The 24,265-nt window shown below is 70.4% G+C and carries 21 protein-coding genes; 7 read left to right on the forward strand and 14 right to left on the reverse strand.

Annotated elements, in window-relative coordinates; genetic code table 11:
• Window positions 1-47: 47 nt before the first annotated feature.
• Window positions 48-1,628 carry an acetolactate synthase large subunit gene (locus VYJ16_RS10650; protein ID WP_336350283.1) on the reverse strand — a complete coding sequence of 527 codons (1,581 nt, stop codon included), beginning with the start codon at window positions 1,626-1,628 and terminating at the stop codon, window positions 48-50.
• Between the two features lie 321 nt (window positions 1,629-1,949).
• On the opposite strand from VYJ16_RS10650, the gene VYJ16_RS10655 reads away from it, so the two are divergent.
• Window positions 1,950-3,707: a histidine kinase N-terminal 7TM domain-containing protein gene (locus VYJ16_RS10655; RefSeq protein WP_336350284.1), complete on the forward strand. Its 1,758-nt coding sequence runs from the start codon at window positions 1,950-1,952 to the stop codon at window positions 3,705-3,707.
• A 37-nt stretch (window positions 3,708-3,744) separates the two neighbouring features.
• Here the strand turns inward: VYJ16_RS10655 and VYJ16_RS10660 are convergent, their stop codons facing one another.
• Window positions 3,745-4,122 (reverse strand): hypothetical protein, encoded by a 378-nt coding sequence (locus tag VYJ16_RS10660; protein WP_336350285.1) that lies wholly within the window; start codon window positions 4,120-4,122, stop codon window positions 3,745-3,747.
• A gap of 141 nt (window positions 4,123-4,263) precedes the next feature.
• On the opposite strand from VYJ16_RS10660, the gene VYJ16_RS10665 reads away from it, so the two are divergent.
• Complete coding sequence (locus tag VYJ16_RS10665) at window positions 4,264-5,964, forward strand: thiamine pyrophosphate-binding protein (protein ID WP_336350286.1); 1,701 nt, start codon at window positions 4,264-4,266, stop codon at window positions 5,962-5,964.
• A gap of 147 nt (window positions 5,965-6,111) precedes the next feature.
• On the opposite strand, the gene VYJ16_RS10670 is transcribed toward VYJ16_RS10665, so the two are convergent.
• Window positions 6,112-7,011 carry a spondin domain-containing protein gene (locus VYJ16_RS10670; protein ID WP_336350287.1) on the reverse strand — a complete coding sequence of 300 codons (900 nt, stop codon included), beginning with the start codon at window positions 7,009-7,011 and terminating at the stop codon, window positions 6,112-6,114.
• 302 nt (window positions 7,012-7,313) lie between these two features.
• Window positions 7,314-8,489 (reverse strand): tubulin/FtsZ family protein, encoded by a 1,176-nt coding sequence (locus VYJ16_RS10675; protein ID WP_336350288.1) that lies wholly within the window; start codon window positions 8,487-8,489, stop codon window positions 7,314-7,316.
• A gap of 276 nt (window positions 8,490-8,765) precedes the next feature.
• On the opposite strand from VYJ16_RS10675, the gene VYJ16_RS10680 reads away from it, so the two are divergent.
• Window positions 8,766-9,227, forward strand: a complete 462-nt coding sequence (locus VYJ16_RS10680; RefSeq protein WP_336350289.1) for an SHOCT domain-containing protein — start codon at window positions 8,766-8,768, stop codon at window positions 9,225-9,227.
• Window positions 9,228-9,266: 39 nt separating this feature from the next.
• On the opposite strand, the gene VYJ16_RS10685 is transcribed toward VYJ16_RS10680, so the two are convergent.
• From VYJ16_RS10685 to folP, 3 genes are all read right to left on the reverse strand, one after another.
• Complete coding sequence (locus tag VYJ16_RS10685; RefSeq protein WP_336350290.1) at window positions 9,267-10,652, reverse strand: FAD-binding oxidoreductase; 1,386 nt, start codon at window positions 10,650-10,652, stop codon at window positions 9,267-9,269.
• 120 nt (window positions 10,653-10,772) lie between these two features.
• Window positions 10,773-11,504, reverse strand: a complete 732-nt coding sequence (locus tag VYJ16_RS10690) for a 6-hydroxymethylpterin diphosphokinase MptE-like protein (RefSeq protein ID WP_336350291.1) — start codon at window positions 11,502-11,504, stop codon at window positions 10,773-10,775.
• A 132-nt stretch (window positions 11,505-11,636) separates the two neighbouring features.
• The gene (folP, locus tag VYJ16_RS10695; protein WP_336350292.1) at window positions 11,637-12,839 is read right to left on the reverse strand and encodes a dihydropteroate synthase; all 1,203 of its coding nucleotides are present in this window, start codon (window positions 12,837-12,839) and stop codon (window positions 11,637-11,639) included.
• A gap of 114 nt (window positions 12,840-12,953) precedes the next feature.
• On the opposite strand from folP, the gene VYJ16_RS10700 reads away from it, so the two are divergent.
• The 3 genes from VYJ16_RS10700 to VYJ16_RS10710 all read left to right on the forward strand — a co-directional run bounded on the left by VYJ16_RS10700 (window position 12,954) and on the right by VYJ16_RS10710 (window position 16,209).
• Window positions 12,954-13,562 carry a DUF8114 family protein gene (locus VYJ16_RS10700; RefSeq protein WP_336350293.1) on the forward strand — a complete coding sequence of 203 codons (609 nt, stop codon included), beginning with the start codon at window positions 12,954-12,956 and terminating at the stop codon, window positions 13,560-13,562.
• 1 nt (window position 13,563) lies between these two features.
• Window positions 13,564-14,394, forward strand: a complete 831-nt coding sequence (locus VYJ16_RS10705) for an RNA methyltransferase (RefSeq protein ID WP_336350294.1) — start codon at window positions 13,564-13,566, stop codon at window positions 14,392-14,394.
• A gap of 63 nt (window positions 14,395-14,457) precedes the next feature.
• Window positions 14,458-16,209 (forward strand): PAS domain-containing protein, encoded by a 1,752-nt coding sequence (locus VYJ16_RS10710; RefSeq protein WP_336350295.1) that lies wholly within the window; start codon window positions 14,458-14,460, stop codon window positions 16,207-16,209.
• Between the two features lie 12 nt (window positions 16,210-16,221).
• Here the strand turns inward: VYJ16_RS10710 and gatE are convergent, their stop codons facing one another.
• The 5 genes from gatE to VYJ16_RS10735 all read right to left on the reverse strand — a co-directional run bounded on the left by gatE (window position 16,222) and on the right by VYJ16_RS10735 (window position 21,546).
• Window positions 16,222-18,093: a Glu-tRNA(Gln) amidotransferase subunit GatE gene (gene gatE / locus VYJ16_RS10715; protein WP_336350296.1), complete on the reverse strand. Its 1,872-nt coding sequence runs from the start codon at window positions 18,091-18,093 to the stop codon at window positions 16,222-16,224.
• A 253-nt stretch (window positions 18,094-18,346) separates the two neighbouring features.
• Window positions 18,347-18,787 carry a DUF4395 domain-containing protein gene (locus VYJ16_RS10720; RefSeq protein ID WP_336350297.1) on the reverse strand — a complete coding sequence of 147 codons (441 nt, stop codon included), beginning with the start codon at window positions 18,785-18,787 and terminating at the stop codon, window positions 18,347-18,349.
• A gap of 359 nt (window positions 18,788-19,146) precedes the next feature.
• A complete protein-coding gene (locus tag VYJ16_RS10725; protein WP_336350298.1) occupies window positions 19,147-19,380 on the reverse strand; it encodes a transcriptional regulator in 234 nt (77 codons plus the stop codon).
• Between the two features lie 174 nt (window positions 19,381-19,554).
• A complete protein-coding gene (locus tag VYJ16_RS10730; RefSeq protein ID WP_336350299.1) occupies window positions 19,555-20,967 on the reverse strand; it encodes a class II fumarate hydratase in 1,413 nt (470 codons plus the stop codon).
• Window positions 20,968-21,057: 90 nt separating this feature from the next.
• On the reverse strand, window positions 21,058-21,546 hold the full coding sequence (locus tag VYJ16_RS10735) for a pyridoxamine 5'-phosphate oxidase family protein (protein ID WP_336350300.1): 489 nt from the start codon (window positions 21,544-21,546) through the stop codon (window positions 21,058-21,060).
• Between the two features lie 112 nt (window positions 21,547-21,658).
• Between VYJ16_RS10735 and VYJ16_RS10740 the strand changes: the two genes are divergently transcribed.
• Window positions 21,659-22,711 carry a DUF7351 domain-containing protein gene (locus VYJ16_RS10740; protein WP_336350301.1) on the forward strand — a complete coding sequence of 351 codons (1,053 nt, stop codon included), beginning with the start codon at window positions 21,659-21,661 and terminating at the stop codon, window positions 22,709-22,711.
• A 30-nt stretch (window positions 22,712-22,741) separates the two neighbouring features.
• Here VYJ16_RS10740 and VYJ16_RS10745 read toward each other — a convergent pair whose 3' ends face one another.
• Both VYJ16_RS10745 and VYJ16_RS10750 read right to left on the reverse strand, forming a co-directional pair.
• Window positions 22,742-23,494: an archaeal proteasome endopeptidase complex subunit alpha gene (locus tag VYJ16_RS10745; protein ID WP_336350302.1), complete on the reverse strand. Its 753-nt coding sequence runs from the start codon at window positions 23,492-23,494 to the stop codon at window positions 22,742-22,744.
• On the reverse strand, window positions 23,491-24,207 hold the full coding sequence (locus tag VYJ16_RS10750; protein WP_336350303.1) for an Ntn hydrolase family protein: 717 nt from the start codon (window positions 24,205-24,207) through the stop codon (window positions 23,491-23,493). The genes VYJ16_RS10745 and VYJ16_RS10750 overlap by 4 nt, the downstream gene beginning before the upstream one ends.
• Window positions 24,208-24,265 lie beyond the last annotated feature (58 nt).

Consider the following 24,265-nt stretch of genomic DNA (forward strand, 5'->3'; position numbering starts at 1 on the left):
GAGCGTGACGCTACGGGGACGCCTCGCCGCCCGATCCGCTGCGTTCCTCACTCGACCGGGACCTCGATGAGCGCCATGCCACCGCCGATGGCGGACTCGAGGGCGTCCCGCAGGTCCGCGCTCGTCTCGGGCCGGTACCCGTCGATGCCGAAGCTCTCGGCGAACGTCACGAAGTCCGGGTTCGTCAGTCCGGTCCCGAACGACTCGCCCGTGTGGTCGCGCTGTTTCTTCGAGATGAGGCCGTAATCGTCGTCGTTGAACACGACGATGGTGTAGTCACAGCCCGTCCGGGTCGCCGTCTCTATCTCCGCGGCGTTCATCAGGAACCCGCCGTCGCCGGTCGCCGCGACGACGTTCGCGTCGATCGCCAGGTCGGCCGCCAGCCCGCCCGGGACCGCGATCCCCATCGACGCGAGGCCGTTCGAGATGATGCACGTGTTCGGTTCGTACGTCGGGAAGTTCTGTGCGATCGCCATCTTGTGGTTGCCGACGTCCGAGACGAGCACGTCCTCCGGCGCCATCGCCTCTCGCAGCACGGGAAGGACGCCCTCGACGGTGAACGGAGCCGTCTCGTTCGGCGTCCGGTCGATCCCCGCGACGATTCGCTCCCTGCCCTCCGTGAACCACTCCCGGTCGAAGGACGGCTCGGCGGACCGCGACCACTCCGTGAGCGACCGGAGGGTTCGACCGCTGTCCGCGATCACCTCGACGTCCGGGTCGTAGGCCTCGTACACCTCCGCGGGTTCGCTGTCGACGTGAACGAGCACGGGCGTTCCGTCGTTCCAGTCGGCCGGATCGTGCTCGGCGATGTCGTAGCCGACGGCGAGGACGAGGTCCGCTCGCGAGATGGCGGTCGTCGCTTCACCGTCGGTTCCCGACCCGAGCGTCATCAGCGACTGCTCGTTCGCGTCCGATACCGCTCCCTTCCCCATGTACGTCGAAACGACCGGGATGCCGGTCGCCTCGACGAACTCCCGGAGCTGCGTCGCTGCGTGCGTCCTGACGGCGCCGTTCCCGGCGATCACGATCGGTCGGTCCGCGTTCCGCAGGTGCTCCTGGACGCGAGCGAGCGTATCCGGGTTCGGTGCGGCGAACGGAACGCCCTTCCGCGACTCGAGCGGCCGCGCGTCGGTCTCCTCGGCGGCGACGTCCTCCGGGAGTTCCAGGTGCGTCGCACCGGGTTTCTCGTACTCGGCCACCTTGAACGCCTTCCGGACGGACTCGTGCACGATGTCGGGGCTGTCGAGCTGCGTGTTCCACTTCGTCACGGGCTCGAACATCCGCAGCACGTCGATGGCCTGATGGCTTTCCTGATGGAGGCGTTCGAGTCCACCCTGGCCCGTTATCGCGACGAGCGGGCTCTTGTCCAGGTGCGCGTCGGCGACGCCCGTGAGGAGGTTCGTCGCCCCGGGACCGAGCGTCCCGAGACACACGCCGGCGTCGCCGGTCAGGCGGCCGTGGACGTCCGCCATGAACGCCGCGCCCTGTTCGTGCCGGACGGGGACGAACGTCACCGTCGAATCCCGGATGGAGAACAGGAGGTCCTCGAGCTCCTCGCCGGGAACGCCGAACACGTGTTCGACCTCCTCGCGTTCGAGACACGCGACCAGCAGATCCGACGCCTTCACGACTCCACACGCTCCGTGTGCCGGTGAGGATGCATACGTCTAGCACGACGTGACTGGCACGGAAGAACGTTGAGGGGGCGCTCTCCGGTTCGAGGCGGCTGGGGGGAGTATCCCCGCTCGAACGCCCCTTGCATCCCGGTCCGGGAGCCCCTCGCATCCCGCTCGAACGTCCCTCGAACTCCGAAGCGACGTCGAAGGGTATCCCGGAGTGCCGTGGGGGGTCGTCACGGCCACTACCGGCGGGTTCGGCCGATCCGTGGCGGAGGGGCCAGAAGCTTAAGGCCGCTCCGTTAGACACGTTGTACCACACAGGCTGGTATCGTGGGTGGGTTCCCGTTCCTCAGCGGTGTGCTCGTGGTCGCCGGGCTAGCGACCGGGTCGCTCGCGTACCTCGGGTACCGCCAGCGAGACCGCCCGGGTGCACGCACGTTCGCGCTCCTCGCGGCGACGATGACGGGGTACGCGTTCCTGTACGCACTCAGTCTCCCGGTGCAAGCGGGGCCGCTTCGGTCCGCGCTCGGCGCCGCCCAGTGGTTCGCCATCGCGCCACTCCCCGTCGTCTGGCTGTTGTTCGCGCTCGAGTACTCGGGGCGCCCCGAGTACCTGACGCGACGCGTCGTCGTCTCGCTCTCCGTCGTCCCCGCGCTCGCCGTCGCCGCCGTGGTCGCGAACGCGATGCCCGTCCCGGACGCGCTCCTCGTCTCGCGGTTCGGCGACCTCTTCTATCCGACGACGACCGCCGAAGCCTGGATGGGGCACACGTTCATCACGCACGGCCAGGGCCCGCTGTACGTGCTGTTCATCGTCGTCGCGTACGTGTTCTTCATCACGGGCGTCGCCATCCTCTTCGAGTTCGTCGTCCGGTTCGACCGACTCTACAAGCACCAGGCGGCGAGCCTCGTCGTCGGCGCGCTCTTCCCGTGGGTCGGGAACGTCGTCGCGGTCCTCGGCGCCGAACCCATCCCCGGCCTCGACGTCCTCCCGTTCACCCTCCCGATAACCGCGCTCCTGTTCGCGAACGCCATCTTCCGGTACGACCTCCTGGACTTCGTCCCGGCGACCCGACGCCGTGGCGCGAGCGCGCTCGTCGCGGACATGCGGGACGCGGTCGTCGTCGTGGACGACGCCGAGCGCGTCGTCGACGTCAACCCCGCGGCCTCGGAGCGCTTCGACCTCGACCGCGAGCGCGCGCTCGGCGCGTCCCTGACGTCGGTCGCCGGCGTCACGCTCGACCCGGACGAGGAGCTGTTCGAGGTGGTGAACGACGGGAGCGTCTACGAGGTGACGGTGTCGCCCGTTCACGACCGCTACGGCTCGGTCATCGGGCGGACGCTCGTGTTCCGGGACATCACCGAGCACCGGGACGCCCAGCAGCGCCTCGAGGTCCTGAATCGCGTCCTCCGCCACAACCTCCGCACGGAGGTGAACGTCATCTCGGGGTACGCGACGATGGTGGAACGCCAGCTCAAGGACGACGGGGCGTCGATGGCCGCGGAGATATCGACCGCCGCGGGGACGCTCGACGAGCTCGGGCAGAAGGCGCGCGAGGTCGAACGCATCATGTCCCGGGACGACGACGCGGACACGTACGCGCTCGCGGACCTCCTCGACGACGCCGTGTCGCGCGTCACGGACGAACACCCGAACGTGGTCGTGGACGTCTACACGCCGTCTCGCGCCGTGCACGTCGACGTGGACGCGGTCGTGTTCGAGGCGGTCGTCGCGGACCTCGTGGACGCGCTCGCGCACTACGGCGACGACGTCATCTCGGTGCGTGCGTTCACGTTCGACGGCGACCTGACGGTTCGTGCGAGCGACGACGGGTCGGGCATCCCGGCGTCGGAGTACGAGGTCGTTCGACGCGGCGAGGAGACGCCCCTCGAGCACGCGAGCGGGCTGTCGCTCTGGCTCGTGAAGTGGGGCGTCCGGTCGCTCGGCGGGGCGGTCGAGTTCGACGACGACGGCGACGCCGTCCTCGACATCGCGGAGTGCGTCGCCGACGTCGGACCGAGCGCGGTGTCGGGCGGCCGTCCGGGGGGCGTGGCGGCCGCGGACGGGGGCGACGACCGCGAGACGTGACGGGGGAGTCGGCGGCAGCGAGAAGGAGGCCGGTCGTCTACTGGCCGTGTCTGGCGTTCGGTGCGAGGGGGCCGCGGTCGTCTCGCGGCGCGGTGAGCGCGAGCATCGCGCCGAGCGAGAACCCGACGATCGCGCCCGCGAGTGCGCCGCCGAGCGGGTCGAGGTCGCCGCCCCACGCGGCGACGGCGCCGACGCCGGTACCGGTGAGGAGGCCGGCGAGCGTCCCGAGCGCGAGCCGGTGCTCGTGCGTGGCGAGCGCGACGACGGCGGCGCCGACGATGATCCCGGTGCCCACGCCGTACGCCGACCCGAGCGCGAGGTCGAAGTCGAGCATGAACGCGGCGAGGAGGCCGAGTGCGGAACCGAGGACGATACCGATACCGACCGTGTACGAGTTACGGGTAGTGGGGCTCATACGCGTCTAGACGCGTGCAGCGAGCATATAGCGAGGGCGTGGTTCTTCGAGTGTGAGAACCCGCGTGTCGTGGAGTCGACCGAGAGACGTCGGGGCCGTGGCGGGAAAACCGCTTAGAGGGAGGGCTGCGTGGCCTCCGGCATGACCGAGTACACGGGCGCGGACCTGTTCGTGGACGCGCTCGAGACGTACGGTATCGAGCACGTCTTCGGGAACCCGGGGACGACGGAACTGCCGGTGACGAGGGCGCTCGCGGACAGCGACGTCGAGTACGCGCTCGGCCTGCACGAGGACGTCGCGGTCGGCGCGGCGGCGGGGTACGCGTCGACGCGACTCGCGTACGCCGACGAACTCGACGGGCTTCCGGCGGGGGTCGTGAACCTCCACGTCGCGCCCGGGACGGCGCACGGCCTCGGGAACCTCTACGACGCGAGCGTCACGGGCGCGCCGCTCGTCGTCACCGCCGGGGCGCACGGTCGCGGGTTCCGGCACGAGGAACCCATCCTCGACGGCGACATGGTCGCGATGACCGACCAGTTCACGAAGTGGAGCGCGGAGGTCCTCGACGTCGAGGCGCTCCCGACGATGCTCCGGCGCGCGTTCCGCGTCGCGTGCACGCCCCCGACTGGCCCCGTGTTCCTCGCGCTCCCGCTGGACGTGATGCGCGAGGCGACCGACGCCGAGCCCGAACCCGTCGGTGGCCGCATCCAGAACGCGGGCCGGGGCGACCCCGCCGCACTGGAGGAGGCCGCGGACCGGCTCGCGGCCGCGAACGACCCCGTGCTCGTCGTCGGCGACCACGTCCCCCGACACGCCGCGTCGTCGCCCGTCGACCCCGTCGCGGCCGCGGTCGACCTCGCGGAGGCCGCGGGGATGCGCGTCCACGGCGAGATACTGTCGAGCGAGGCGAGCTTTCCGACGGACCACGACCAGTGGGTGAGTCACATCCCGCCGAGCGAGGAGTTCGCGCAAGCGCTCCTGAACACGGACACGCTCGCCTTCGCGGGCGTGTCCACGAACACGACGCTCTGGGACCACGACGACCCCCTCGTCCCCGGCGACCCGACGTGCATCCACCTCGCGACCGATCCGTGGGAGGCCGGGAAGAACCACCCCGGAACGGGCGTGACGGGGGACCTCGGGCTCCTCATGACCGACCTCGCGGAGCGCGTCCGCGAGCGCCTCGACGACGCGGAGCGCGAGAAGCGCCTGGACGGCGTCGCCGCGATGAAGACGTTCGCCGAGCGGAAGGTCGCCGACCTCGCCGAATCGGACGTCGAGGACCCTCGACCCTCCAAGCCCGACCTCGTGGACGCCCTGAACGCGGTCGTTCCCGAGGCGTACGTCGTCGACGAGGGCGTCACCGCGAAGTACGCGCTGCTCTCGCGCTGGGACTTCGAACCCGGCGACCTCGCGTCGAACAAGGGCGGCGGGCTCGGGTACGGCCTCCCGGCGAGCGTCGGCGCCGCACTCGCGGAGTCGATGCGGCCCGAAGGCGACCAGCGGGACGTCGTCGGGTTCGTCGGCGACGGCTCGTACCTGTACTACCCCCAGAGCGTCCAGCTCGCCGCCAGCCTCGGCGTCGACCTCACGGTCGTCGTCGTCGACAACCGGAACTACCGCATCCTGAAGGACAACCAGCGCGCGATGTTCGGCGACGACGAGACCGACGACGACTTCGTCGGCATGGACTTCGACCCACCCGTGGACATCGCCGCGAGCGCGACAGCGAACGGCGTCGACGGCCGCCGGGTCGACCCGGACGACGACCTCGAACGCGCGCTCGCCGACGCCGTCGACACCGCGGGCCCGGTCGTCGTCGACGTCCCCGTCCACGACTGACCGTAGGGGCGGCCGAGAGGCCTACGACTGATTCTAGGGGCGGCCGAGCGGTCCCCGACTGACCGGAAGACCGATGTCGCGCCGGGCGGTCCACGACGGTCGGTACCGTCGACCGTCGCCGAACACCAGACGACGTGTGGGGACGGTTCAGCTCTCCTCGCCGTCGTCACCGTCGCCGTCGCCATTGCCGCCGTCGCCGCCGTTGCCGTCGTCGTCGCCATTGCCGTCGTCGTCGCCATTGCCGTCGTCGTCGCCGTTGCCGTCGCCCTCGCCGTCATCGTCATCCGGGAGGCCGTCGAGTCGTTCGACCTGCACGAGCGCCGCTGGTTCCCGCCAGTCGTAGACGGCTGGTGGGAGGTCGCCGACGCCCTGGATGCCCGGATGCGGTCGGATGACGCCGTCCGTCGCGAGGTCCGGGTCGCTCTCGGCGGTCCCCTCCGGCTCGCCGCCGACGATGAGCGTCTTCGCGGGCGGCACGAGGTCCTCGAACCGCTCGGTGTTCTCCTCCGTCCCGACGTCGTACCCGTTCGCGTAGTACGTCGACGACTCGTTCACGTCCTCCGGAAGTTCGACGGTGTCCAGGCCGACGATACCGTCGTTCGTCGCGATCAGCATGCTCAGGAACGTCATGTGCGTCGCGCTCGCGTCCGCTTCCAGCGTCAACGACGCGTAGTACGGCAAGCCGGTGTCACCGGGGTCGCCCTCCGGGACGAGCGGGGACTCGCCAGCGGCCGCCCCGCGGATCTCCGACGTCGACTCGATGAGTTCCAGGAGCGGGCCGAGGTCGCCGTTCTCCGCGACCGCCTGCGTCGGCTCGTTCGCGGGCTCACCGACCGCGAAGACCTCGACCGCCGGGCGATGCGCCGCCACCGCGGGTGGCGTGAACGGCTGCCCCCGCGTGAGGTTCGCGACGGTCACGCGGTACGCGCGACCCTGCTCGCCGTCGTCCTCCTGGGCGACCGTCGACCCGCCGAGTCCGCCCGCGACGAGCGCGCCGCCACCGAGCGCGAGCGCGCGCCGCCGACTCAACCGATACTCGGTCGTCATCGCTCTCTCCCTCGCTCTTCGTTCGCCGTTTCGTGAACGTCAGATGTCATGGTTCTGTCCCGAACGACTCGGGTAACCGACGTACGGCGACCCGCGGCTTTGTTATACGGCGAGCCTGGCCGAGTAACGACTGGGCTCGTCGGAGAACCCCGCCGGGGGTTCACTCGACATCGCGGCCCCCCGATGGGCGCACCCCAGCACTCGGTAAGTCCGGGTTTCCCGCCGGTCACGGTCCGCGACCGCGACCGACCGACGCCTCCCCTGCTCCCATCAGGCACGTCAGCCGCACTCGCCGGCGCACCCTACAGCGGGTCGAGTTGCTCGCCGTCGTCCGTGATGAGCTTCGAGATGGCGTCCTCGCGCGCCCCCGCCTTCGAGTCCCGGTTCTCCTTCGCCTCGACCGCACGACGCTGGAGGTGGTCGACGCGCGGCACCTGCGTCGGGTTCGAGAGCAGGACGACCGCCGACAGCTCGTCGGCGCTGGGCTGCGGGCTGTCGCCGGCCAGGACGTCCATCGTCCCCGTCCGCTGCTCCAGCCAGCTGCGCGCGTCCTCGATGCCCTTCCGGGAGAACTCCTCTGGCGGGCCCGCGAGCACCATGAGTGCGCGCTCCACGGACGAGACGTCGGCCGGACACGTCAACCGGGACTGGACGGCCTGCCGGAAGAGTCCGCTCACCTTCTGGGCGGCGTCCACGTCGTCGCTCGCCGTCGACGACGACCGGAACCGGGCGAGGAGGCCGCGAGATTGCACCGTCTCCGGCGACAGCTCCGTCGTCGCGTACGCGATCGTCGACACGCCGCCCGTGCCGAGGGTCCGCCGGACGTCGCTCGCGTCCATCGCGTTCTCCGCGACCATCTCGCCGACGTTCCCGGCGGCGAACAGCGTCGCGAGCCGCCGCGCGAGCTCGCGGTTCGTCCGCTGGTAGCCCGCGCCGACCGTGTCCTCGCTCCCGCGCCACGCGTCGTTGTCGAACAGCAAGACGTTGTCCGCGGCCTGGACGAACGACCGGAAGGACCGCGCGGCGTTGAACGACGCTCGCCCGCCCTCCTCGTCGCTCGGGAGGATGCCGAGACCGTAGACGGACTCGTCGTACGTCTCCTTGAGCGCCTCGGCGAGCACGGGCGCGCCACCCGATCCGGTGCCGCCGCCGAGGCCGGCGACGACGAGGAACGCGTCGATGTCGTAGAGCGGGACGTCGTCGAGCGCGCGCTCTATCTCGTGGAGGTCCTGGCGGGTCACCGTCGCGCCGAGGTCCGGGTCCGCGCCGACGCCCTGACCCTTCACGCGGTCGTTGGTCTGCCCGATGAGCAGCTGGTTCGCGGGCGGGACGTGGTCGAGCTTCGCGAGGTCGGTGCGCGCGGAGTTGATGGCGAGGACGGCGCGGATAAAGTGCAGGTCGTCGACCTGCTGGTGCGCCACGAGCTCGTCGACGACCTTCCCGCCGGCGTTCCCGAACCCGATGAGTGCGACCTTCATCCCTTAGGTTGGCGTCGGTCGGCGAGTTAGTTACGAGTGGATTATTGCGGAGGGCAATCGACATCGCCGGATTACTCGCCCCGGAATCGAGCGCCGGCGTCCCGGTGGCGCGACCTGGCGGGCAGCGCGACCGACGTCGACCTGCCGTCGTCTCTCGATACGTCCTGCTTATCGGGGCCAAACGTCGACGCCGGAGGCAGCCACTCGACGGGTCGCGGGCGAGGGACTGGTCGACGAACGGTACCGTTTTGAGGGACGTGTTGGTTGTCTAGACGTATGGACGACGCCGAACGGGACGTGGAGGCGGTCGGCCACGAGATGCTCGAGTCGCTGGCGGGCGTCGTCGCCGTCGGGACGCTCGGGGTCGGCGTCAGCAGCGCCGTCCTCGGCTACGGTGGGCTGACCGCGCCGATATTCGTCGTCGGCTGGCTCCTCCTGCTCCCGCTCGTGGGCGTGCTCTCGGAGAACTCCAGGGCGCAGGCGTTCGTCGGCCGCCTGTTCGGCGGCACGACCCGAACCAGCGACGCGGTCGACGAGGACGAGGCCGCGCTCGAGGAACTGAAGGCGCGGTACGCTCGCGGCGAGATCGACGAGGCCGAGTTCGAACGCCGCACCGCCCTCCTCCTCGAGAACGAGTCCGTCGACGACGTCCGCGACCGCGTGGAGCGCGAGGACCGTGGGATCCGTGCCGACGACGCCGGTCGCGACCGCGACCGGGAACGCGAGTACGAGACCTGACCGGTCGTCGGCGCGCCGTCCGTCGACCGGCCGACGACGTCAGTCCTCGGGGAGTATCTTCCCGGGATTCAGGATTCCGTCGGGGTCGAGCGCGCGCTTGACGCGCCGCATGGCGTCGACGGCGCCGGGGCCGCGTTCGCGTTCGAGGTACTGGCGTTTCCCGCGCCCGACGCCGTGTTCGCCCGTCGACGTCCCGCCGAGGTCGATGGCTTTCTCGACGATCTGCTTGTAGACGCGCTCGCCTCTCTCTACGGCGTCGGCGTCCGTAGCGTCGACGAGCACCGAGTAGTGGACGTTTCCGTCGCCGGCGTGCCCGAAGCACGGGACGACGACGTCGTGTTCGGCGGCGAGGCGTTTGGCGTACCGGACGATGGTCCCGTACTCGCTGATGGGGACGGTGACGTCGCCGGGATGCAGCGGCGTCAGGTCGGGGTCGTAACTGCGGATGGCGAACGCGAGGTCGCGGCGCGCCTGCCAGAGTTCGTCCATGCCGTCGCCGTCCTCGGCTATCTCGAACCGGAGCGGGTCGTGCGCGTCGAACACCTCCCGGCAGTACCGGACCTCCTCGTCGACGCCGTGGTCCGCGTGGAACTCCACGAACACCGTCGGGGCGTCCGGGAGGTCCGTGCCCGTGTACGCGTTCGCCATCCGCGCGCTCGTCTCGTCGACGAGCTCTAGCTTCGCGACGTCGACCCCGGACTGGACGGCGTCGGTGACCGCCGCCGCCGCGTCGTCGAGCGTCTCGAACACCGCGCGGCCGCCGCGGACCTGTCGCGGCCGCCCGTCGAGTTCCAGCGTCGCCTCGGTGACCACCCCAAGGGTGCCTTCGCTCCCGACGACGAGTTCGGTGAGGTTGTAGCCCGCGCTCGACTTCACGGCGCGCGTCCCCGTCTCGACGATCGTCCCGTCCGCGAGCACGACCTCCAATCTGACGAGCCAGTCGCTCACCTCGCCGTACTTCACGGTCCCCATCCCGCCCGCGTCGGTCGCGATCATCCCACCGATGGTGGAGATGTCGCCCGACGACGGCAGCGGCGGGAACCAGAGGCCGTCCTCGCCCGCGCGGTCGTCGACCGCCGACCCCATGACGCCCGGTTCGACGTCCATCTGGAAGTCGCCCGGACGCACGTCGCGGACGGCGTCCATCCGCGAGAGGTCGAGGCTGACGCCCGCGTCGACCGGGACCGCGTTCCCCTCCAGGCCCGTGCCGGCGGCGTACGGCGTCACCGGGACGCCGCGGTCGCTCGCCGCCGCGAGCACCCGCGAGACGTCACCGGTCGACTCGGGGTAGACGACCGCGTCCGGCGCGACGCCCTCGCCGTCGGGCGTCCCCCAGTCCGCGGCGTGCGATTCGAGCGTCCCCGACGACGTCGAGGTCTCGCCGTCGACGTCGAGGTCGTCGAGGAACGACACGTCGTGACTCATGGGACCGACCGACGCACGCCGGCGCCGTATCGTTTGCCCCGGAACCGCAACGTCCCCGGCGTGCACCGTCCAGCGAACGGTGGGTTTACATCAGACGTAAACCCAGTGGGTCGCGGACGGTTACGGTTCCGCGAAGGAGAGGTCGACGTCGTCGCGGTGGCCGTCGAGCACCGCGAACCGCTCGTCGGTGCCGAGGCGGGCGCGGCGGTCGCGTTCGAGCCAGGCGAGGAGGCGGCGCGCCCACGCGAGCTTCCTCGCCTTCATCGGGTCGACGGCGTCGTCGTCGAGGTCCCAGCCGGGGAACGACAGCGAGCGCGCGCCGACGTGGTCCGCGAGGAAGGCGGCGCGGTCGCCGTCCGTGAACCCGCCGACGTTCACGACGCCGGCGTCCGGTCGTGGCGCGGCCTGCGTGGTGCCGAGGACGTGCTCGCGGTCGCACTCGGGGACGACCTCGCGGACCGCGGGGACGTTGTCGCCGTGCGCGTGCACTGCCGACGGCACGCCCTCGCGAGTCAGCGCTGGCGCGAGCTCGGGGGCCGCGTCCAGGTCCGTGACGTACCCGTCGACGGCGACGTCGTGCTCGCGGAGGACGGGCGCCGCCGAGGACACCGCGAGCACCGCACCGTCGGGGTCGTCCGCGACCCGTGCGACGGCATCGAGGTCGGCATCGAGCGACGGCCCCGGGGCCACGACGGCCACGTCGCGGCCGCTCAGGACGCCCTCGAACGCCGCGAGCGAGAGCTTCGGCGACAGGTCCGCGAGGACGTCCCGCGCGCGCTCGTCGCCCGCCCGGTCGAACCCGAAGTCAGCGAGCACCGCCTCGTACGCCGGCTCGAACGTCTCGAAGTCCATAGCCGTCGCTAACGAGCTAGTGTTAAGATAATCCGTTGGTGTGGGCCGGCCGAGCCTCCACGTGTACCCCTACCCGTGAGGCCCTACCGGCTTCCACTCATCCATTTCAACCCCTCCGGCATAAGTTTTCTCTTAGTAGCCGGATTGTTGTAGACGGGACAGAACGGCCGCGTACGGCCCTTCAGCGGCCTCGGAATCGTCGCAGAGGCGGTCGAGCGCCGCGTCGGTCCCGGCGAGCACGCAGCCGTCGGCGGTCGGCGCGTACGCCACACCGGCGTCCTCCGCCCCAGCGGCCAGTCGGTCGGCAGTCGACGCGTCCACGCCAGCCACCTCGAACACGCGGGCGACGCCCTCCGCGGCGACCCCCGCGTCGACGTCCAGGCGTTCGGCGTGCCGCCGTCCTTCCCGGGTCGTCGTCACGTCCAACTCCTCGACGCGCGGGTCCTCGGCCACCCCGTCGCCGTCGCGAACGCGCCGGCGAGCGAACTCGTGGCCGACCGCGACCGCGTCCACGGTCTCCCGGACGTCGTGCGTGCGGACGACGTGCGCGCCGCGCTCGACCGCCATCGACGTCGCCGCGAGCGACGACGCGAGCGCGTCCTCCGTCGACCGCCCGGTCAGCGACCGGAGGAAGTTCTTCCGGTTGATGGAGACGAGCATCGGCTTCCCGAGCCCGCGGAACTCGCGGAGTCGCCGGAACGCCTCGCGGTCCTGCTCGACCGTCTGGGCCTCCGACCACCCACCGAAGGCCGGGTCGACGATGGTCTTCTCGGTCAGCCCGTTCTGCTTGAGCGCCTCGTACACCATGTCGACGTAGTCCGCGGCGTCCGCCCACGCCGCACCCTTGCGTTCGGCCCACGGCGTCTCCTCGACCGCACCCGGTCGCGTCAGGTCCGGCGGACTCGCCATCTTCGCCACCGCGACGTCGTGGTCCTCACAGACCGCGGGAAGGTCGGGGTCCGCGAAGCCCGCGATGTCGTTCACCATGTCGAACCCCGCGTCGAGCGCCGCCTCGGCGACGTCGGCGTACCGCGTCTCGATGGACCACACCGCGTCACCGCTCGTCGACGCCAGGGTCTCCACCGCCGTGTCGAGCCGGTCGAGTTCCTGCTCGGCGCTCAGCACGTCGAACTTCTTGTTCGCGGACTCCAGGCCGACGTCCACGATGTCCGCGCCCTCCCCGATGAGGTCCTCGTCCACGTACGCCGCCGCCTCGCCGGGGTCGTCGAACACGCTCGGGTCGTACGGCGACTCCTTGCTCACGTTCAGTACGCCCATCACCCGGGGCGGGTGGTCGTCCCCGATACCGAGGCCCGCGGCGTCGACGTTGTCCATACCTCTAGGCGAGTGTGGCCGGACCAAAAACGGACCGTTCGGGGAAGCCAGCGCGCACAACTTTCGCGTCGGCGAGACGCGGCCCTTTTGACCGTTCGCGCGCTACCACGCGCTATGAGCAAGGTGAGCATCGGGCTGCGAGGGTGGCGCTTCGACGAGGACGAGGTGTTCACCGAGGACGGCGACGTCCGCCCGTTCGACGAGATGCGCGAGGACACCCGGCGGCGACTCGTCCGCGTCGGCGTCCTCTACGGGTCGCCGTGCGACGCGTGCTGGCTGATCCACGGCGACGACAACCTCGAAGCGTGCAACGAAGCGACCGTCGTGTACGGCGAAGCGCTCTCCGAGGTCACCCTCTGCGACGAGCACGAACCCGACTTCATGTACTGGTTCCGGGAAGCCGGTGGTATCGAGCACGCCGAGACCGAGCGGTTCGAGGACGCGTTCCACGAGTGGTTCGCCGGCGGCGAGCGCGCGCCCGACGGCTACGGCGGCGTCGAGCACGTCGACACCGACCCGCGCGCACTCCCGGAGACCGAGATGCCCGAGCCCGACGACGAGGACCTCGGGACGCGCGAGGTCGTCGAACGACGCATCGACCTCCGCACCGGCGAGATAGAGGAGGCCCCCGACCCGCGACCCGACACCGACAGCGAGGACGACGAGGACGACCTCGACCTCGACGACGCGGACCTCGACCTGGACGCGGACTACCCCTCCTGACATGACGGACGACGACGCACTCGCAGACGACGACGCACCCGCAAGCGACGACGCGGCCGCAAGCGACGAGGCGGGCGACGCACCCCCGCTCCACGGCGAGGACGCGCCCGCGGTCGCCGTGGTCGGCGCGCAGACCCCGGGGAACGTCGGCACCATCGCGCGAGCGATGAAGAACTTCGGCATGCGCGACCTCCTGCTCGTCGACCCGCCCGAGGACGTCTGGGACCCCGACGGCGTCGCGTACGGCTACGCCGGGCACGCCCGCGAGGACGTCATGCCGAACGCGACCGCGGTGGACCTCGACCACCTCGTCGAGAACTACTACACCGTCGGCTGTACCGCGACGACGAACGAGGACTGCCGGAGTCACGTCCGCTACCCGTTCTACACGCCAGCGGAACTCCCCGAGCACCTCGCTGGCGTCGACGCGGACGTCTGCCTCGTGTTCGGCCGCGAGGACCGCGGGCTCGACAACGACGAACTGGAACGACTCGACGCCGTCTCCTCCATCCCCGCGAGCGCGGACTACCCCGTCCTGAACCTCGGGCAGGCCGCGACCGTCACGCTCTACGAGATGCGCGAAGCGACCGTCGCCGAGACCCAGCACCCCGACCGCGAACGGGAGCGCGCCAGCGAACGGGAGATAGAACGCCTCTACACGGAGTTCGAGGGCGTGCTCGACGCCATCAATCACCCGGAGGCGAAACGCCAGAAGACCACGCGGATGATACGCCGCCTCCTCTCGCGCACCCACCCGACCGAGCGCGAAGTATCGACGCTCACCGGCATCTTCCGGCGCGCGAGCGAACACCCCGAGCGCGCCGACGACTGACCCCGAGCGCGACCCCCGCGTTCGGCCCCGTCGCTTAACCCTGCCCGGGGCGCAAGTCTTGCCATGAGCGAGACAGCGGCGCGAACGCTCGCAGAGCACGTCGGCCTGGCCGCGGCCGTCCTCGACGCCGACGGCCGCATCGCGTTCGCGAACGCCGCGTTCGAGGAACGGTTCCCCGCGTCCGAGGGCGCGACGGTCGAAGCGACGCTCGCTGACGCGACAAACGAGACCGCGGGCGTCGACCGCGTCACCGACGCGATCACCAGAGTCGTCGAGGACGACGCGGTGGACGAGGCCGACGCGGAACTCACGGTGACGACGGACACCCCGCGCGTCTACCACTTCCGCGTCGTCGCGGTCGACGGCGAGGACGCCGCCGCAGTCCTGGAGGCGTGCAACGTCACGGAACGCCTCGAGAGCACGCCCCGCGTCGGCACCATCCTCGGACGCATCGCCGAGTCGTTCTACGCGGTCGACGACGAGTGGCGCGTCACGTACTGGAACGACAAGATGGCCGACCGCACCGGCGTCCCCGCCGACGAGATAATCGGCGAGGTCGCGTGGGACGTCTTCGCGGACCTCGAGGGGAGCGAACTCCAGGCGCGCTACGAGGCCGCGATGGCGTCCGGCGAGTCGACGACGTTCCGCACGTACCTCCCGGAGCCGTTCGACTACTGGGTGGAGGCGCGCGTCTACCCCGACGAGAACGGGATGAGCGTGTTCTCGCAGGACGTCACCGAGGAGGTCGAACGCGAGCGCGAACTCGAGCGGTACGAGACCATCGTCGAGAACGCGAACGACGCGGTGATGATAAAGGACTGCGAGGGCCGGTATCGGCTCGCGAACGACGCCGTCGCCGAATACACGGGCCGAGACACCGAAGCGATCCTCGGGAGGACCGACGAGGAACTGTTCGGAGCGGAGGTCGGCGAGCGCATCCGCGAGCGCGAACGCACCGCGCTCGAGGAGGAACGACGCATCACGTACGAGGAACGCGTCCCGACCGACGACGGCCAGGTCGTGTTCGAGACGACGCGCATCCCGTTCTACGAGGGCGGCGAGCTCGCAGGCACAATCGGTATCTGTCGTGACGTCACCGAACAGGTCGCCTACGAGAGCCGGCTCGAAGCGCGCTCGGAACAACTCGAACTATTGAACCGCATCCTCAGGCACGACATCCGGAACGACATGACGGTCGTCCTCGCCGTCCTCGACCTGCTCTCCGAGCACGTCGCCGACGAGGAGGGCGCGGACCTCGTCGAGGAGGTCGGCGAGCGCGCGCAGCACGTCGTCGACCTCACCGCGACGCTCCGGGACCTCATGACGGTCGTCCTCGACGAGACCGAGCACCTCCAGCCCGTGCCGATAGCGGGCGTCCTCGAGGACGAACTCGCGGACGTCGACGCCGCGTTCCCGCGCGCCATCACTCGAATCGAAGGCGACCTTCCCGACGGCGCGGTGCGCGCGAACGAGATGCTGCACTCGGTGTTCCGGAACCTCCTGAAGAACGCCGTCCAGCACAACGACCAGGACCTCCCGGAGGTCGTCGTCTCCGCGACCGCGACCGACGACGCCGTCACGGTCAGGGTCGCCGACAACGGCCCCGGCATCCCCGACGACCGCAAGCGGAAGGTGTTCGGTCGGGACGAGAAGGGCCTGGAATCCTCGGGAACCGGGGTCGGTCTCTTCCTCGTCGACCGCCTCGTCGACGAGTTCGAGGGGAGCGTCCGCGTCGAGGACAACGACCCCAGCGGCGCGGTGTTCGTCGTCGAACTCCCGCGATGGCGACCCGATACCGGATTCGACGCGCCGTGAATCGCTCGCGACTCAGGCGCGCGCCTGGATCTCCTCGCGCAGCACCTCGCTGACGAGGTCGCCGTCGGCCTTCCCGCGGAGTGCGCCCATACACTCGCCCATGAGCGCCGAGAACGCGCCCATCCCTTGTTCGTCGACCTGGTCGCTGTTCCGTTCGACGACCTCGACGACCGCCTCGCGGACCTCGTCCTCGGCGACGCCGCCGAGGTCCTCCTCCTCGACCGCCTGCTCGGCCGACCACTCGGGGTTCGCGGCGAGCGCCGACAGCAGGTCCTCCAGGCCCTCGTTCGGAACGTCGCCCGCGTCCACGAGCGCGACGGCGTCCCGCAGATGCGTCTCCGTGAGTTCGTCCGTCTCCACGCCGTCGCGACGGAGCGCGGTCAGCGTCGATTCGAGCGTCGTCGCGGCGAGCGTCGCGTCCACGCCGTCGTCGTCGACGAGCGACTCGAACAACGGCATGTACTCGCCGTACGCCACCTGTTCGGCGACGCCAGCGTCAAGCCCGTACTCGTCCTGGTAGCGGTCGACCTTCGCCGTCAAGAGCTCGGGCTCGTCGACGTCGCTCGGGTCGAGGTGCACGGGCGGAACGTCCGTCTCCGGGTACATGCGGGCCGCACCCGGGAGCGGGCGCAGGTACCGCGTCGTCCCGTCGTCGTTCGCGCCACGCGTCTCCTCCGGAACGCCCTCGAGTGCGACCTCGGCGCGCTCGCCGGCCGCCTCGACCGCAGCCTCGGCGACGTCCGCATCCGCGGCGACCATCGCGACCGCGTCCTCCTCGCCAGCGTCCACGGTCTCGCGGAGCGCAGCGACCTCCTCGTCGGTGACGCCGTACGCCGGCAACTCGTCCGTGTGGAAGATACCGCCCGCGCCGTGACGCTTCGCGTGGTCCGACAGCTCCGTCCCCAACCGGCGGTCCGGCTGGATCTCCTCGCCGACGACACCGTCGAAGCCCTCGAGACGCACCGCCCACACCTCGCCACCGTCGTCGAGCGCGCCGCGGACGACGCCGCTGTCGGTGTCCGCGAACGTCCCCGTCACGTCCACGGGCTCGCCGACGCTCGCATCGCGCTCGCCGAGCCGGTCCTTGACGTCGAGCAGCGCGACCTGCCGCCCGACCTCGTTCCGCACGATGTCGTCGATGTCGTCCAGACTCTGCACGCCCTTCACCTCGACGCGCGCCCCCGCCGCAATCGAGATGTTCACGTCCTGTCGAATCGTCCCCAGCCCGCGCTTGACGTGCCCCGTCGACCGGAGGAGCATCCCGATGCGCTCCGCCGCCTCACGCGCCTGCTCGGGCGACGAGATGTCCGGCTTCGTCCCAATCTCCACGAGCGGAATCCCCAACCGGTCAAGCGAGTACGTCACGCCATCCTCGCGCTCCTCGACGCGCTGCGCCGACTCCTCCTCCAGCATCAGGTCCGCAACCCGGACCGCGCCCTCGCTCGTCTCTATCTCACCGTCCGTCGCGATCTCCATCGACCGCTGGAACCCGCTCGTGTTCGACCCGTCCACGACGAGCTTCCGCATCACGTGCGCCACGTCCACCGGCGTCATATCCATCAACTGCGCGATCTCCAGCACCACCGACAGCGCCTCCGAATCCACGCGCGCCGGCGGCTCGTCGTCCTCCTCCACGAGACACGTCGAATCGTACGCGAGATACTCGAACACGCGCTCGACCTGACTCTCCTCCAACGCCGCCTCGTCTATCTCCCCGAGCTCGCTCTTCGTCGGATGCAAGTAGCGTTCGAACGAACGAACCGACTCCTCGGGCTCACGGAGCTCCGTCGGACACGAACAGAACAACTTCGTCGCCGTGTCCAACTGCTGGTGAATCTCCAGGCCGGCGACGAGTCCGAGCTCGTCGTAATCGTACTCGGTCATTACGAGACCGTCCGCGGCCGAACGGTAAAAAACCGTCCAGTTCCGGCCAGCGTCGCAGCCGACCCCGACGCCAGCGACCACCACCCTCTGGTGAAAGTCGATTCGGCCGAACGCACCACAGAACCGGCGGCCTGCCAGCCGCCGGATGCTCACAGAGTCGATTCAAGCCACTCGCCTCGAACCGGCGGCCTGCCGGCCGCCGGATGCTCACAGAGTCGATTCGGCCGCCGGATGCTCGCAGAGTCGATTCGATTCAGACGACTCCAGCCCGCCGGAAGAACCCGACCTGCTCGTAGAGCCGACATCCGAGACAGAACCCGGTGGTGGCGCCGAGCGCGGCGAGCACGGCGACGACCGCGACGAGCGCGTACCCCACGGTCGCGATGGGGCCGCCGACGAGGACGAGCGGCGTCGCGACGCCCGTGAACGCCGCGCCGACGAGCTTCGCGAACCGATGGGGCGCGGCTGGCTCGCGTTCGGTCGGCGGTCCCACTATCGGGACGGCGACGGTCCGCCAGACGGCGGCCCAGGCGTCGACGCGCCACCGCGAGACGACCGCAGCACCCAGGACGAGCGCGAGGACGACGACGGGGACGGGGTCGACGAGCACGAGCGCCGTCGCTACCAGGGTCGCCGTGAGTGCCTGCCCGAATCGTGGTGCGCGCGGGTCGACGAGGGACGAATCTGCTGTCACGTCCGCTGGTGAGGACTGCGACGGAGAAGAACGGTCGTCGGTCGGGCCCGCGGCACGCACGACCGACCTCGGCGACGACGCGCCCGCGTCGTGACCGCGAGGAATCCTCTCAGTGGCGGAGCGTAACTGGGACAGAAAACCTCGGTGGAGTGTCGTGACTGCCACGTGGTCCCGTTCGCACGACGCATCTTACCGTCGTGTCGACCGCCGGGTACCCTCGTCGCCGCCGCCGAGTCGCGGCCTCGCAGGACCGCGAATAACGCGTCGTTCGCCGTCGTTCGCGACCCGTTACCGGCCCGGAATCGGTCGCTGACGAGCACCGTCGTCCGGACCGCGTCGCTGGTCGTTCGGTAGTTCGCTTACTGGGTCGCGGCGCGGATGTCCTCGATGCGTTTTATCTGGTCGCCCATGCCCTGTCCCTCGCAGTCCTCGGTCGGGCACGTATAGTGCCAGCCGTCTCGCGTCGCCGCGGACTCTCGGAATCGCTTCCCGCATACGTCACAGAAGAGGTCCGCCTGCTCGCACGTGTCTCGGTGGAGTTCGAGCGCGAGTTCTGTGGCGAAGCTCTCGTTGCAGTCACGACAGGTGTGCATGGCTGGATTATCTCACTCGCACGTAATAACACCCGTGGATTGTTCGGGTCCACGGCGGCGTTCGGTTACGAATCGTAAGTCTCCGCCGTCTTGCGGGTTTGGCCCGCAGCGCGGCGACGATACTGGAATATAAAGCTTTCTACGCGGGCGAGTATCGCCCACGCGCCCCGCTGGTCAGTCGTCGCCGAGGATGACGCGCTCGGTCATCGCGACCGGGTCCAGGACGTCCTCGGCCTCCTCCTCGCTCAGGTAGCCCTTCTCCAGGACGACCTCCTTCACCGTCTTCCCCTCCTTCAGCGCGGTCTTCGCGACCTCGCTCGCCTTGTCGTACCCGATGGCGGGATTGAGCGCGGTCGCGAGCGCCATCGACTGCTCGACCTGCTCCGCGCAGTGCTCCTCGTTCGCCTCGAGCTTCGCGACGAACCGGCGCGCGAACACCTCGCTCGCGTTCGACAGCATCTCCGCGGACTGCAGGAAGTTGTGCGCGAGCACCGGCTTGTAGAGGTTCAGGTCGATCTGGCCCTCCGCAGCGCCCGCGGAGACGGCGGCGTCGTTCCCGACGACCTGCTTGTGGACCTGATTCACTGCTTCGGCGACCACCGGGTTGATCTTCCCGGGCATGATCGACGACCCGGGCTGGTTCTCCGGTTGCTCCAGCTCGCCGAGCCCGTTCCGCGGGCCGGACGCGAGCAGCCGGAGGTCGTTCGCGATCTTGTTCAGCGAGCCAGCGACGGTGCGGAGCGCGCCGTGCGCTTCGCTCATCGCGTCGTGCGCGGCCTGCGCCTCGAAGTGCGAGTCCGCCTCGCGGAACTGGACGCCCGTCTCCTTCGTGATGTATTCGGCCGCGAGTCCCGGGAAGTCCGGGTGCGTGTTCAGGCCGGTGCCGACCGCGGTCCCGCCGAGCGCGAGCTCCGCGAGGTGCTCGCGGACGTTGTCCACGCGCACGAGGCCCTTCTCGACCTGCGTCCGATACCCGTCGAACTCCTGGCCGAGCCGGATTGGGGTCGCGTCCTGGAGGTGCGTACGACCCGTCTTCACGACGTCGTCGAACTCGTCGGCCTTCGAGTCGAGCGCGTCGCGGAGCGTGTCCAGCGCCGGGATGAGGTCCTTCTCGACGGCTTCGAGGCTCGCGACGTGCATCGCCGTCGGGATGACGTCGTTGCTCGACTGGCCGTAGTTGACGTGGTCGTTCGGGTGAACGACGCGGTCACCGATCTCCGCGCCCTTCAGTTCCGCGGCGCGGTTCGCGATGACCTCGTTCGCGTTCATGTTCGAGGACGTCCCCGACCCCGTCTGGAAGACGTCCACGGGGAACTGGTCGTCGTGCTCGCCCGCGATGACCTCGTCCGCGGCCTCCACGATGACCGCCGCGGTCTCCTCGTCGAGCAGCCCGAGGTCGCGGTTCGCCTGCGCCGACGCCTTCTTCACGACGCCGAGCGCGCGAACGAACCGCCGACCGAACGAGATACCCGAGATGGGGAAGTTCTCGACCGCGCGCTGGGTCTGGGCACCCCAGTACGCGTCCGCCGGTACCTGCATCTCGCCGAGACTGTCCCGTTCCGTCCGGTAATCCTCGTCGTCTGCCATACGCGAAGCGTCGACTCGCCCGGCGTAAAAGCCATCGGTACGCGGCGGGCGCGCCGTCACTGCAGTCGGCGGTCGACGACCTCCAATCGGTCAGCGACTCCCGTCTTCGACGTTCCCAGCGGGCGTCCGCTTGCGCTGGGATTCCCCTTCGACGATACCGCTCATACGAGTTGGTTGGACGCGGACGATTCGGAACTGGACGTCGGTCGCCGGCCGTTCGTGCACCTGATAGTACGGGATGTCCAGTCCCTGCATCGCCTCGACGATGGCGGCGTCGAGCGAATCGGTGCCGAGGGTCTCGGCGGTCCCTTCGACGACGACGCTCTTCCAGCCGTCGTCCGTGTCGGCGTACACGACGAACGACAGGTGGTCGGTGTCGTCGAGGTACTTCTGTTTCTGGCTCCCGGGCGCGAACCCCATCCGGAAGTAGATCGCTTCGTCGTCCTCGTCGAACGTGTACGAGACGGGGATGGCGTACGCGTCGCTGTCCTTCGCGAGCGCGAGGACGCCCGTGCCGTGGTCGTCGAGGAACGATGCGATGTCGAGCGCGTCCATCGGAGTGGCTTGCTTCCCGGCCATACGTGCTATTTGGTACCGTGGCACAATAACGGTGCCTCGTCGTTCCCGGTCCGTGAGACTCGAGGTCGCCGCGGGCGCCAGACGTAAATCCGACACCGCCCACGATGCGCCCATGAGCGACGACGTACCGACGGGCGACGGTTCGCGCGACCCCGGACCCGGGACCGACGTCGACGAGGCGACCGACGTCGACACCACCGCCGGGTTCGCGTACCACCTCCGCCAGCTCACGGACGCGTTCGTCCGGAAGGTCCCTGCGAGCGACGCGGCAGCGGACGGCGACGACGCGGCGAGCGACCAAGGGTCGACGGCCGACGCGGACGAGCCGGACCGCTACGAGCTGACCGACGCCGGGCGACGCGTCGCTCGCGCCGTCGCTGCCGGCACGTACACCGCGAGCGTCGATACCGAGCCGGTCGCGCTCGACGACGACTGTCCCATCTGCGGCGACCCAGAAGGCCTGCACGCGACCGTCGCGGACAACGTCACCCGCGTCGGCTGCGACGCCTGCGAGCGCGACGTGCTCGCGCTCCCGTTCCCACCCAGCGGGTACGCGACGCGGGACCCGGAGCGCGTGCCCGACGCGGTCGACCGCCATCATCGTCGACGCATCGCGTCGTTCGCCGACGGCGTCTGCCCCGACTGTGGCGGCTCCGCGACCGGTCACGTCGAACCCGTCGACGAGGACGACCGCAATGGGGTCGCCGGCACGGACACGAGTGCGGACGCGGACACCGACGAGCCCCTGGGTGTCCGTGCGCGGTTCGCGTGCGAGGCCTGCACCGCGACGCTCGCCTGCCCGGTGTCGCTCGCGCTCCTGGACCATCCCGCGGTCGTCGCCGCGTACCACGACCACGGCGTCGACGTCCGCGAGCGCGCGCTCTGGACGGTCGGCGTCGACTGGCGCGAACGCGTCCTCTCGACCGACCCGTGGTGCGTGCGCGCCACCCTCCGAGATCCCACCGACGACGACCCCGACGGCGGGCCGCGAGACGTCCTCGCGGCGTACGTCGGCCGCGACCTGACCGTCGTCGACACCGACCGCCTCGACGCCGCCGGGGCGAGCGCTGCGGACGCCGCCGCGGACGACGGCGCCATCACCGCCGACGCCGAGGACGCTGACGCCACCGACGACGCCCCGGCGGACGACGGCACGCCCGCCTGAGCGGGCGCCCGCGACCTCGCTTTCACTGTCCTACGACGCTCTGACGCCTGCCTCGTCGAGCGCACTCGCTCGTTCGCCAGCGTCGAGCGACCGGTAGCCGTCGGCGTCCGCGACGGCGACCGCGACGTCGGATGGCGCGAACCCGTCCGCGTCTATCGTCGCCGCGAGCGCCCCGAGCGCCAGGTTCCGCGCACCGAGGGGGCCGACGTCGGGGTCGTACTCGCGCTCCAGGTGCTCTCGCGCCGCGTCCGCGCCGCCGCCGATGGCGGTCGCGTGCCACTCGCTCGGCGACCCCGACGGGTCCACCTCGAACAACCGCGGGCGCTCCCCGGTACCTGCGGCGCGGGCGTTTCCGTCGACCCCGGCGACGAGCAGGCCCGCGCCGAACGGGCGCGTGCCGCCGGCCTGCGTCGCCTCCTGGACGTGGTCCGCGACCGCGGTCGCGAGCGGCTCCACGCCCACGGGCTGGTCGTACCGGAGGCGTTCGGTCTGTGCGCGCCGACGGGCGAAGTCGACGACGCGGCGGCCGTCCGCGACGTGACCGGCAGTCGCTGCACCGAGGCGGCCGTCGACGTCGTGGAGCTTCTCGACGCTCCCGTCCACGAGCAGCGGCGAGGGCGTCCGCGCGTCCGCTGCGAGCACCACGCCGTCGGCGCCGCGGACGCCGACCACTGCGGTCCCGTTCCGCACCGCCTCGCGAGCGTACTCCACCTGGTAGAGGCGGCCGTCCGGCGAGAACACGGAGACCCCGCGGTCGTACGCTTGCCGGTCGCTCCCGTTCATGCCGCGTCACCCCCGAAGGCGTCGGCCTCGGGAGCCGACGCTGCCGCCACCTCGTCGAGCGAGAGCGCGTCGACGTCCACGCCCTCGCTCGTCACGGTGGCGACGTGCGCGCCGTTCCCGCTCGCGGTGTCGCGCTGGCTCGCCGCCGCCACCGCCGACAGCGCGAGCTCGCGGCCGCGCTCTGGATCCTCGACGGCGTCGGCGCGGCCTTCGAGGACGCCGTACGCGACCTGCATGCCGCTCCCGGCAGCGCCGTAGGTCGCGGGGATGACCCCGCCGCCGCCGTCGAGTTCGAAGACGTGCGCGCCGCCGGCGTCGACGCCGCCGAGGAGCAACTGCGCGGGGAGTCCGCGGACGAGGTTCCCGGCGACCGACGCCAGTCCCGACACGGAGAGGGGTTCGCCCCGGCGGGCCGCGTACAGGTTCGCCTCCGCTTCGAGGGTGCGGACGAGGTCCTGGACGGGGCCGACGGTGCCGGACATCGCGAGCGCCGCGGTGTCGGCGACGGGCTGGACCTTCCGCACGTCCTTGTTCGCGACGAATCGGCCGCCGAGGCTCGCGCGCTGGTCGGCCGCGACGACCACCGCGTCGCCGGCGGTCACCGCCACCGTCGTCGTCCCGGTCTTCAGCGGCTCGCCCTCGACGGGGTCGCCGGTCGCTTCGAGGTCGAACGTCGTCCTGCGCTCCAATCGCTCGGTCGTTCGGTCGAGCATGGCAGGGACCTGGGGCCACCCGAGGAAATATGTTAGCTAAAATATATTTTAGCCGGGT

This window comes from Halorubellus litoreus, assembly GCF_037081675.1.
Taxonomy (GTDB): domain Archaea; phylum Halobacteriota; class Halobacteria; order Halobacteriales; family Natrialbaceae; genus Halorubellus; species Halorubellus litoreus.